This window comes from Paraflavitalea sp. CAU 1676 (assembly GCF_029223285.1).
GTDB lineage: Bacteria > Bacteroidota > Bacteroidia > Chitinophagales > Chitinophagaceae > Paraflavitalea.
The window spans coordinates 1-11,880 of sequence record NZ_JARHUJ010000008.1 but is presented as its reverse complement, the minus strand read 5'-3'; the positions used below and the strand labels follow the sequence as shown (position 1 = coordinate 11,880).

The following is an 11,880-nucleotide window of genomic DNA, read 5'->3' as shown; positions in this document are numbered from 1 at the left end:
CTATAATTTAGGGCTCCAGGTAATGGTTGATATTAAACACAGTACCGTTGGAGAGTGTAAGTGTTCCTACCGTATGATAGCTTTCCCAGGTTCCTGAGTAAGTTATATTGTATGATGCTACGGTTCTTGGAGAAGTTAGATATTCGACAGTCACCCTTGTTACAGGCCCGGCCGTGCTTGAACTTGGCGCAAACATATCTATTCGATAACCACCAGTGTTAACTACGCCAACTATTTTATCTGTTCCTGTAACAGTTGGAACCATATACTTCTCATTTACCACCGACATTTTGGTAGGGGATTCATGATCCCTGATCAGCAAACCAGAAACACGTTTAACTTCTCCTCCTCCCGACGCAACAGCCGTGATCGTTGGTGTGGCAACGGCATTTGCCTGCTGTACTTTTTGAGTATGCGTGAGGGTTGCATTTTGCCATATATCATAAAGCGCCGAATGATAGGTCTCTATTGAACTAATCGTGGCTGCCTCACCAGTTATACCCGAACTTGGAAATGTAGGCTGTAGCATGGAGAAATAAGCGCCGTCGAGGGTATAAGGCAGTGCAGCAGCATTTAATGTCCAGTTGAGGAACTCGATCGTAGGTATCTGATAACCGTCATAAACCCCTGTAGGATCGTCAATGGGATGTGGCAATGTGGGGCCGAAAGTTAATCCCCCCTGATAAGAGGTTACATATTGCCCATTAACGTATTCGACAAATACCTTACTGGGATCCTGGACACTCAGCGTTTCTCTTTCTTCAGGAGTAGCTGATTTGATTTCTTCCAAAGGCGCTTCCTTTTCAACACTTTTGGTACAAGATTGCAAATAAAGGGCAGAGATCAATAATACGCAGGATAAGATCTGCTTTTTCATATTTGTAGATTTGGTGAACAAGGTTTAATGGCAAGTATGCGCGTTATGGAACTGCTAATCTTTGGCGATCTTATCGTAGCTGGCTACTATGCCTTTGATCAGGGATGAGCTAAAGCCCTGGTGTTCCATTTCATTAAGACCTGCGATGGTGCATCCCTTGGGAGTAGTTACCTTATCGATCTCCTGCTCGGGGTGGGTTCCCTTCTTCAACAATAGGTCTGCCGCTCCTTTTACTGTTTGGGCAGCTATCAGCGTTGCCGTGGCCGCATCGAAACCAATCTCTATTCCTCCCTGTATATTGGCCCGGATATAACGCATGGCGTAGGCTGTTCCGCAAGCACCCAATACGGTGGCTGCATCCATCAGCTTTTCGTCGATCCAAACCGCGCGGCCCAGTTGATTGAAAAGATCTTCTGTGTAGGTAACCAGTTCCTTGCTGACCTCGTGTGCTGCCAGGCAGGTCATACTTTCCTGGATTGCGATGGCGGTATTGGGCATGGCGCGTATCACCGGCACCTTCTTCCCTACTGCTTTCAGCAACTGATCGATGGAGATACCGGTTATTACCGACATCAGGGTATGCCTGGCCGGTTCGATGGCGTCTTTCAATTTGGCCAATACATCATTTACCTGAAAGGGCTTTACGGCGAGTATGATAAGGTCGGCAAAAGCGACTGCTTCGAGGTTGTTGTCACCCACCAACACCCCTCTTTGCTCGAGGGCTTGCAAGGTTTTGATGTTGCGCTTAGTGATGAGGATGTGCTCGGGTTTGGAGAAGCCGCTATTGATCAATCCTTCTGCAATGGCGGTGCCGAGGTTTCCCCCGCCGATGATGGCAATCTTCTTACTCATGAGCGTTTAGTTTGGAGCAGGGTTTACAAAACACCGGTTGGTTGCGGCCGGCGTTTTATAAAATAGCCTATTAATAATATTTACCTGTTGAGAGGTAGTTGCGTACGTAATCGTCCACCCCCTCTTCCAATGTGTGGAAGGGTATTTTGTAACCGGCAGCGATCAGCTTCTGCATATTGGCTTCGGTAAAGTACTGGTATTTGTCCCGGATATCTTCGGGCATATCGATGTACTGTATGTTGGCTTCTTTATCGAGGCCTGCATAGGTGGCTTTCACCAGGGCTTCGAAGCTTCTTGCCTTTCCGGTTCCGAGGTTGTATAAGCCGCTGGTCAACTGATTGCCGGTTGCATCGTGCTGTTCCATCAACCAGTAACAAACATTGAGCAGGTCTTTTACGTACACAAAGTCGCGCAGCTGCTGTCCGTCTTTGAAATCGGGTCGATGGGACTTGAACAACTTTACCAGTCCGTCTTTTTTGATCTGGTTGAATGAATGCCAGATCACACTGGCCATACGGCCCTTATGGTTTTCGTTGGGTCCGTAGACATTGAAGAATTTCAAGCCGGCCCAGAAGGGGGGATGCGTGGGTTGTTGCAGTGCCCATTTATCAAACTCATTCTTCGACACGCCATACGGGTTCAAAGGTTTTAAGTTGAATGGCACTTCGTGATCGTCGTTGTACCCCAATTCGCCGGCGCCATAGGTGGCGGCTGAAGAAGCGTATACGAGTGGCACCTGGTTCCATACGCAATAAGACCAGATCTTCTGTGAATACTCCACATTGAGCTTCTGGTGTACGGCATAATCAAATTCGGTGGTATCAGTGCGGGCGCCTATATGATAAATGAAATCGACCGTATTGGCTTCGTTGCCGAGCCAGTCGAAGAATTGTTCGCGTTCTACTTTCTCCCGGAAGGTTTTGCCATCCAGATTGGGGGCTTTGTCGGCCCTGGTGAATTCGTCGACGAGGATAAGGTTGTTGTAGCCGTGGTTATTGAGAAAACCGACGAGGCAACTTCCTATAAATCCTGCTGCTCCGGTTACGACGATGGTTGCGTTCTTGTTCATGGTTAGCTTTTAATGAGACCGGTGATCAATCAACATGTTACCATCCTGACTGATCACCGGTTCTATTGCGTTTACTGCTTGTTTAATGCAGGTGCAGGATTTTATAATGCGCTTAATGCCTGTTCTGATTCTGTACCGGCCAACAGGTTCTCGATGGCGGTATCATACTTTTCTTTCCAGGTGATGGTGGGTCCCCAGTTGGCTCCATCGATGTTGATAGCTCCATTGGTTACGGTACCCAGTTCGGCAAACGGGTGATCGCCCATCAGTTTGCGGAAGGCTGCCACTTTCGCCGGCTTAACGCTTACCACTACGCGGCTTTGCGCTTCGCCAAACCAATAGGCATCTTTGCGGATGCTGCTGTCATCGGCCTTCACGTCTACGCCGAGATTCTTGTGGAAACCGGATTCGAGCAGGGTGATGAACAGGCCACCTTCGCTGGTATCGTGGGCCGACTCGATGGCTTTTGCCTTGATGAGTTCGGTTACTTTTTGCTGCAGGGTAAACTCTTCTTCAATATCGAAGTGAGGGGCAGGGCTGTGCTCTACGCCGTTCACTTTGTGCAGGTATTCGGAAGAGTTGATGTCGGCGCGGGATTTACCTACGAGGAAGATCACATCGCCGGCCTCTTTAAAGTACATGGTCATTTTATCGTTCACGCTGTCGAGCAGGCCAACCATGCCAATGGTAGGTGTAGGATATACGGCTCCATCGGGGTTCTGGTTGTAGAAGCTCACGTTACCACCTGTTACAGGCGTATCGAACTTGCGGCAGGCTTCGCCCATGCCCTGAATGGCGTGTACGAACTGGTAGTATACTTCGGGATCATAAGGATTGCCGAAGTTGAGGCAGTTGGTTACGCCAAGAGGCTCACCGCCGCTGCACACGATGTTGCGGGCTGCTTCTGCTACTGCGATCATGGCTCCTTTATAAGGATCGGCGAATACGTAACGGCTGTTACAATCGGTAGTGAGCGCGAGACCCTTACCGGTTGGCTTTCCGATCACTATCGCTGCGTCGCTGGGCTGGTTGGTAGAGGCGTTGCCGGCTCCTACCATGCTATCGTACTGCACATAGATCCAACGTTTGTTGGCGATGTTGGGTACGGTTACCAGTTCTTCCGCTACGGCTTTGAGGTCGGCCGGTACTTTGATCGCGGCAGGATCGAATGCCTTGATCTTTTCCATGTAGGCGGGTTCTTTGTACTCGCGGGTATATTGAGGAGCACCGCCACCGAGTACCAGTTCTTCGGCTGGCAGTTCGGCTTCCAGTTCTCCATGCATGTAGAAACGAAGGAGGCCATCGTTGGTTACCTCACCGATATTGGAGCAGGGAAGATCCCATTTCTCGAATACTTTCTGTACGGCTTCTTCTTTGCCTTTTTCTACCACCATCAGCATGCGCTCCTGGCTTTCGCTGAGGAGGAGCTCCCAGGTCTTCATATTGGCCTGGCGGGTGGGTACTTTATCGAGGTCGATGCGCATACCTACGCCACCTTTGGCGCTCATTTCGGCTGTAGAGCATATGATGCCTGCAGCACCCATGTCCTGCATACCTACTACGGCGCCGGTCTGGATGACTTCGAGGCAGGCCTCGAGCAGTTTTTTCTCCTGGAAGGGGTCGCCCACCTGTACGGCAGGTAATTCCTGTACGCTATCGGAGGTAATATCAGCTGATGCGAAAGAGGCGCCGCCGATCCCGTCTTTTCCGGTGGCAGAACCTACGAAGAATACGGGGTTGCCCACTCCTGCCGCGGTGGCGGAGATGGTTTCACCGCTTTTTACGATACCCACGCTCATAGCATTGACGAGGGGGTTGGTATGGTAGCGGCCTTCGAAATAGATCTCTCCGCCTACGGTAGGTACGCCGAAGCAGTTACCGTAGTGACCGATGCCATGCACCACGCCGGAGAGCAGGTGTTGGGTTTTGGCATCTTTGAGGTGACCAAAACGGAGGGAGTTGAGGGATGCCACGGGACGTGCGCCCATGGTAAAGATATCGCGGTGAATACCCCCTACACCGGTTGCGGCACCCTGGAAGGGTTCGATGGCGGAGGGGTGATTGTGGGATTCAATTTTGAACACTACGCCGTAGCCGTCGCCGATGTCCATCAGTCCGGCATTTTCTTCGCCGGCTTTTACCAGCATTCTTTTACCGTCACGGGGCAGTGTTTTCAACCATTTGATGGAATTCTTATAGCTACAGTGTTCGCTCCACATGCCGCTGAAGGCACAGAGTTCGTTGAAGTTGGGAGTGCGACCAAGTTTTTGTTTTATGAGCTCGAATTCTTCGGGAGTAAGGCGCAACTGCTGCGCCGTTTTAACTGATATTTCCATGGTGCCGCAAAAGTACTATTGATTTCGGATTTAGCCTTTAGGTTTCGTGATTCTTTTTGCCCCGCTTACCCCTATACCTTTTACAGCAGGCGGTTTGGCTGATTGCGCAAGCCACTGATTGACAATTGCTTTCTGGCCAGGTTTTGTTGTGAAGGCCTCTCCTGAGGCTGCCGGGAATGTATTACTTTTATGACTTTCCAGTTTGTCTATGACCATTGCACTAATTCATCACAACAAGGCTTTTTTACCGGCGATTTATGGGTATACCCGATTTTTTGCCGGGCTGGGCATTCGCTGTGAGGCGGTGACACCCCGGGAGCTTCCTGGCCTGAAAAGGCAGGTTGACTGGTATTTTATGGGGCTCGACAGGAGTGCTGCCCCACCCGGTGTTTTCAGGATCCACCAGTACATCTCGCCTTCTACGCCCCCCCTGCGCGGCCTCAAGGACTGGGGCAAGCTGGTGTTGAATGCAAAGCCCGACCTCCGGATCTTTAAAAATGAGTACACCCAGGGGCGGTTCCCATTTCGGGACAGCGTGCCTTCCTGTATGATGGAGGTGGGCATTGCCGATGAATGGTTTGCAGGGGTGAGCGGGGTTACCGAAAAGGTATACGACTTTATATATGTAGGCGATCTTTCGGCCGGGCGGAACCCGGAGCAGTTGCTGGACCGCTTTACCGAAGGGGATCTGCGGGAGCGGTCGTTGCTGCTGTTGAGTAGAAACTATGAGGCCTTGCGACAACGTTATTCGGCTTATTCCAATATCATCTTTAAAGGGCCCGTAGAGAAGGCTGCGGTGATGCAGCATATTTTACAATCGCGGTTTGCCCTGAACTATATTCCCGATAAGGCTCCTTTTAATCAGCTCACTTCTACCAAATTCCTGGAGTATGCTGCCTGCGGTGTGCCGGTGGTGACGACCGATTATGCCTGGGCGCAGGATTTTGCCCGTAGCTCTGGCGGCCGGTTCCTGTTTGTGGCGCCTGACCTGCACGATCTGAGCTGGGAGAAGGTGACTTCGTTTGATTATTTCACGCCGGATATGCGTGATTGGAGTTGGGCGGCGCAGATCAGGCAGTCGGGTGTGCTGGCGTATTTGAAGCCGTTCTTTCCGGCTATGTTGGAAGTGCGATGAGGCGTAAGGCCTGGCTGTGCCGGATGCGTTAATCGGTTAGGTCGGCTGCAGCGTGTCGGGTGACCGAGGCTTTAATCTGTAAGGTCTTGCTGGAGGGTATCGGTGTATTCGTCGATGATGTGTTCGATGTTGAATTTGCGCAGCACGAGTGAACGTCCATTCTTTCCCATACGCGCTCTTTCTTCGTGCGACAGGTTGATCATCTTCTCCATTTTATCGGCCAGGTCGAACGGATCGTGGCGGTTGCAGATGTACCCGGTTGAATTATTCAGCACTACTTCCTTACAGCCCCGGTTCATAGAAGTTATGACGGGTAATTCCATAGCGGCCGCCTCCATAAGGCAACGGGGTATGCCTTCATTGTAGAAGGAAGGGAATACGAAGCAATCTGCTTTCGCGAGGAATGGTCTTACGTCTTTGGCAAATCCGCCATAATGGATCAATCCTTCTTTTTCCCAACGGGTCAGTTCTTCCTGTGTGATGGAATCGGGATGGTGGTTTTCGAAGAAGCCGATGAGCTCGAAACGAACGTCGTAGTTCTTCTTCTTCAGGATGCGTGCGGCATCCGCATAAAGACCGATCCCTTTGCTTTTCAGCAAGCGGGTGCTCATCAGAAAGGTGAAACTATGTTTGGCCGGGCGGTGCACTTTTATCGGTGCAAAATGCCGGGTATTGATGCCTTCGCCGGGGAGTACTTTTACTTTTTCAATGTTGACAATCTTCTCATCGATGAAGATGCGGGCATCTTCATTGTTCAGGAACCATACTTCCTGTGCTTTGCGCAGTGAATTCCGATACAGCAGCCTGATGACGCGGTAGAGCCAGTTCTTTTTAGCAAATGCATAACCTAATCCAGTGATCACAGCCACTGATGGTATTCCATTGGAAGAAGCAGCGAGTGAACCATAGATATTGGGCTTAGCCACATAGTGAAAGATGAAATCAGGCTGGTGATGCCTGTATAGTTTCTTCAACTGCCAGTAAAAAGACAGATCGAGAAAAGGGTTCTTTGTTTTGTTGTCGAAATCGATGGGGATGAAACGGCATCCCATTTCTGTGAGGGGGGCGGAATATTTGTCGTCGGGTGCGAGTACTATTACTTCATAGCCTTGTGCCAGGAGATTATTGATCACATCGAGCCGGAAATTATATACCGACCAGGCACTGTTGGATACGAACGCAATGCATTTTTTATGTAGCGCTGATTTTCCGGACATTGGCAAATATTGTATCAAATGTATAGATTTGATTGCAATTGCCATAACCGGTAATTGTTTTTCATGGCTATTACCATATTGTTTTTTTTATTGTTTGGAGTGCTGACCGTTTACCTGACACGCAGAACAGTGCCGGCTCTCTCTATTTGGGAAGCGGCGCTTGCTTTTGGCTGGAAAGCGCTGCTGGCTTGCTTTTATGGCTATCTTTTCATACATTATTATGGTGGTGATGATACCTGGGATGTCCATATCGGGTCAATCAATGAATGTGCGTTGTTGAAAACGGATCCTGTTCAGTTCTTTCTGGACTTTCTTCCCATCAAGGCCTGGCGGATATCGGGTGGCGATATATCACAAGCACTTGCTTATTATTTAGACAAACTGGAGTGGCACCTGCAGGTTAAAACGCTGGGTATTTTCAACCTCGTGAGCGGAGGCAACTACTATGCTAATGCGATCTATTATTCCTTTTTGACCTTTTGGGGGCATTTCTTATTGTTCAAACTTACGGTGCAACTCTTTCCGGCCAGGCGTTTGTGGCTGTTTCTCCTGATCTTCTTTTTCCCGCCGGTGGTTTTCTGGCTCACGGGTATCCGGGCGGACGGATTCCTTTTTCTCTGCGTCTCTTTTTTCCTGATACATGCCTACCGATGGATCCATGATCACCGGCGCCGTTCTTTATGGTGGGCGTTGCTGGGACTGGCGGGTGTTTTCATTTTCAGGAATGTGCTGGTGCTGATCATGCTGCCGGCGGTCGTGGCCTGGTTTATTGCAGTAAGGTATGATCGCAAGCCCGGGGTTGTTTTCGGTGCTGCGTTCGGGATAGCTACGTTCCTCTTTTTGGTAAGCGGCTTTTTACCCGGGCCTTTTAACCTGGCGGCCCTGGTGGCGGACCGGCAAGCGGAATTCATGACACTGCATGGCAATACCCGGTTTGGCCTTACCCCCCTGAGCCCTGATGCGGGCAGCTTTTTGAAGGTTTTACCCGAAGCCTTTTTGAATGCCTTTGTACGGCCCTTTTTATGGGAAGCGCGCGGGCCCTTGCAGATCATGGCTGCCGTTGAAGTGCTGTTCTTTTGGACCTTATTGATTATGACCCTGCTGAGAAGAAATACGGCCGGGCTGCGGGGCTCAGCCCAGGCCTGGATCTGGTTTATGGTGTTTTTCAGTATCGCCAATTACCTGTTCATTGGGTTGGTGGTACCGTTTCCGGGCGCTATTGTACGGTACAAGGCTATTCCTGAGTTATTGCTGCTGGTAACGATGGTTTTGGCGGGCCGGCCAGGCCCCATTAAACAAGGCTGGAGGCGGCCTGGCGGGCATTAAATTAGTAAAAAGAAAAATATTTAAATTCTACTCCGAATTGAAGCAATTTCTGAGGTTTCATTCAATAGGACAGTAGCTTTTCCCACATTTTGTTTAAAAAAATCCCCATCTGCCTCAAAAAATTTTTTATCCACTCCATTTATTGTTTATTTGCACAACACGCAAAAAACTAAGAAATGGAATCATTACGCTTTAAAGCTATCAACGACCTAACGCTTTCGAATGGTACGGTGGTGGAGGGGTCAACCAAAATTACCGGCTTCTTTGGTGAGAACGTATTTACGCTTAAAACAGCTCGTGAATTCTTAAGTGATGAGGCTTATAAGAGCCTGCTGACCTCTATTAAAGGTGGTAAGAAGATCGACCGGGCTATGGCTAACCAAATTTCTGCCGGACTTCGTCAATGGGCTGAAACAAAAGGGGTTACTCACTATACACACTGGTTCCAACCTTTAACTGGTACCACTGCTGAAAAACATGATTCATTCTTTACACTGAAAGGTGACGGAAGCGCTCTGGAAACCTTTGACGGTGATGCACTTATACAACAAGAGCCTGATGCTTCTTCTTTCCCCAACGGTGGCATCCGTGCTACTTTCGAAGCTCGTGGTTATACTGCCTGGGATCCTTCTTCTCCTCCCTTCATCATGGAGATCGGCACCGGCAAAACCCTTTGCATCCCTACTATTTTCGTTTCTTATACCGGTGAAACACTGGACTACAAAGCTCCCCTGCTGAAATCGCTGGAGGCGCTGAATAAATCGGCTGTTGAAGTTTGTAACTACTTCGACAAGAACGTAAGCAAGGTTTCTGCTACTTTGGGCTGGGAGCAAGAATACTTCGTGATCGACGAAGGTATGTTCAATGCGCGTCCTGACCTGCTGATGAGCGGCCGTACTGTATTTGGTCACTCTCCTGCCAAGGGCCAGCAACTGGAAGATCACTACTTCGGTTCTATTCCCGAAAGAGTGTACGCTTTCATGCGCGACTTCGAAACTGAATCTTACAAGCTGGGTATTCCTCTGCGTACCCGTCACAATGAGGTAGCTCCCGCTCAGTTCGAGTGTGCTCCTATCTTCGAAGAAGTAAGTGTTGCCGTTGACCACAACACCCTGCTGATGGATGTTATGGACCGCGTTGCCCGCCGTCACAAACTGCGCGCGCTGTTGCATGAGAAACCATTTGCCGGCGTTAACGGTAGCGGTAAGCACAACAACTGGAGCCTTGCTACAGATACAGGCGTAAACCTGCTGGCTCCCGGTAAGACCCCCAAGACCAACCTCATGTTCCTGACCTTCTTCGTAAACACGATCAAGGCTGTACATGATTATTCTGATATTCTCCGCGCTGCTATCGCTTCTGCCGGTAACGACCACCGTTTGGGTGCGAACGAAGCTCCTCCTGCGATCATCTCTGTATTCATTGGTGGTTACCTGAGCAAGGTACTGGCTGATGTGAAGGAAAGAGTAGGTGGCAAATTCGACGAGCAGGATGAAGCTATCCTGAAGCTCGACCTGCACCGCAGCATTCCTGAACTGTTGCTCGACAACACCGACCGTAACCGTACTTCTCCGTTTGCCTTCACTGGTAACAAGTTCGAGTTCCGCGCGGTAGGTTCCGCTGCCAACTGCGCCAACGCGATGACCTCCCTGAACACCATCATGGCTGAAACCCTGAAGCAATTCAAGAAAGACGTAGACGCCCTGATCGAGAAAGGTGAGAAGAAAGAGATCGCGATCATGCACGTTATCCGTGAGTATATCGTTGCGAGCGAGAAAGTACTGTTCGAAGGTGATGGTTACAGCGACGAATGGCATGCTGAAGCTGAAAAGCGTGGTTTGCCCAACGTACGTACTACTCCTCTTGCCCTCGACGCTATGATTACTGACAAGGCTAAACACCTGTTCGAGCACAACAACGTATTGAACCATGTTGAGCTGGAAGCACGTCACGAGATCGAGCTGGAAAAATACATCAAGCACATCCAGATCGAAGCCCGCATTATGGGTGAGCTGTGCACCAGTCATGTACTGCCTGCAGCGATCAAGTACCAGAACATCCTGATCAACAATATCAAGGGTCTGAAAGAGATTGGTCTGAAAGCAGAAAGCTATGCCAATCAAATGCAGATCCTCGAGAAGATCTCCGAGCACATCAACAAGCTGAGCGATCTGGTTGAGAAGATGATCGAAGCCCGCAAGGTGGTTAATGTGATGACCGATACGCGCACCAAGGCTATTGCTTATCAAAGCCAGGTAAAGGATGCGTTCTTCGACGATATCCGTTACCGCGTTGACAAGCTGGAATTGCTGGTGGCCGACGAATACTGGGCGCTGCCTAAATACCGCGAAATGTTGTTCCTGCGCTAAGGATCTTCATAAAGCCCTTGTGGCTGCGTGAAAAGTTTCTTAGTCAGCGACTATACATAAAATAGGTACACTGACATGACAAGCAAAGGAGCCCTTCTGCGCAAGCAGAGGGGTTCTTTATTTTTATATGGTTTTGAATGTATCTCTTTGGGGAAAGGGTTGGTGTGAGGGGTGCTTCCTCCTGTACTTCTGCTGGATAATGGTTCGTTAATTCGTGGACAGGTACCTGGTGCGCTCAACAAATTCTTTGTACACCGGCCTGGTTTGGCTGTTTCCCCAATGGGGGGTATAAGACGGGAAGTTGTTTCCACAATTAATTATTGGTGGTTAAGGAGCCGGGATGTACGATGTTGTAATTATAGGAATAATTAACCCATAGCCGGTCATAAAATACCCTCATCAGTTCAAACACCTAAGTAAGTATGTGCATTACTGGTATATCGTTCACAAATAATACACAATCAGCTGTTTTTCGCTCCCGGAAAATCCCATGGGCATGATTGTTCGTATGTAACGCTATAGGATAAGGTTTAATGGTTAACGCATATGAATGGGAGCACCCCCGCCTTTTATTGGGCGGGGCTTTTACTTTTGTACTGTACTAAGCAAGGTTAATTTAACTTAGTTAAGCTAAAGAAAATTGACCTATAGGGAAATGAGACGGGCGGGGCCAGGTAGGCATTATTGCCATACCGGAAA

8 protein-coding genes are annotated in these 11,880 nt (G+C 49.4%); 3 read left to right on the top strand and 5 right to left on the bottom strand.

The features are described 5' to 3' along the window. Positions 1 to 7: 7 nt before the first annotated feature. From P2H89_RS24895 to purL, 4 genes are all read right to left on the bottom strand, one after another. Positions 8 to 877, bottom strand: coding sequence for a hypothetical protein (locus P2H89_RS24895; RefSeq protein WP_275832118.1), 870 nt, complete (start codon positions 875 to 877; stop codon positions 8 to 10). Positions 878 to 931: 54 nt separating this feature from the next. After that, entirely contained in the window at positions 932 to 1,729 is a 798-nt protein-coding gene (gene proC / locus P2H89_RS24890) for a pyrroline-5-carboxylate reductase (RefSeq protein ID WP_275832116.1), read from the bottom strand. A gap of 70 nt (positions 1,730 to 1,799) precedes the next feature. Beyond that, the gene (gene rfaD / locus P2H89_RS24885) at positions 1,800 to 2,798 is read right to left on the bottom strand and encodes an ADP-glyceromanno-heptose 6-epimerase (protein WP_275832114.1); all 999 of its coding nucleotides are present in this window, start codon (positions 2,796 to 2,798) and stop codon (positions 1,800 to 1,802) included. Positions 2,799 to 2,899: 101 nt separating this feature from the next. Continuing rightward, positions 2,900 to 5,134 (bottom strand): phosphoribosylformylglycinamidine synthase subunit PurL, encoded by a 2,235-nt coding sequence (gene purL, locus P2H89_RS24880; RefSeq protein ID WP_275832112.1) that lies wholly within the window; start codon positions 5,132 to 5,134, stop codon positions 2,900 to 2,902. Positions 5,135 to 5,342: 208 nt separating this feature from the next. Between purL and P2H89_RS24875 the strand changes: the two genes are divergently transcribed. Next, a complete protein-coding gene (locus tag P2H89_RS24875) occupies positions 5,343 to 6,269 on the top strand; it encodes a glycosyltransferase (protein WP_275832110.1) in 927 nt (308 codons plus the stop codon). A gap of 71 nt (positions 6,270 to 6,340) precedes the next feature. On the opposite strand, the gene P2H89_RS24870 is transcribed toward P2H89_RS24875, so the two are convergent. Next, positions 6,341 to 7,486: a glycosyltransferase family 4 protein gene (locus P2H89_RS24870; protein WP_275832108.1), complete on the bottom strand. Its 1,146-nt coding sequence runs from the start codon at positions 7,484 to 7,486 to the stop codon at positions 6,341 to 6,343. 63 nt (positions 7,487 to 7,549) lie between these two features. Between P2H89_RS24870 and P2H89_RS24865 the strand changes: the two genes are divergently transcribed. Then, positions 7,550 to 8,812, top strand: a complete 1,263-nt coding sequence (locus P2H89_RS24865) for a hypothetical protein (RefSeq protein ID WP_275832106.1) — start codon at positions 7,550 to 7,552, stop codon at positions 8,810 to 8,812. Positions 8,813 to 8,988: 176 nt separating this feature from the next. Then, positions 8,989 to 11,181: a glutamine synthetase III gene (locus tag P2H89_RS24860; protein ID WP_275832103.1), complete on the top strand. Its 2,193-nt coding sequence runs from the start codon at positions 8,989 to 8,991 to the stop codon at positions 11,179 to 11,181. Positions 11,182 to 11,880: the final 699 nt, after the last annotated feature.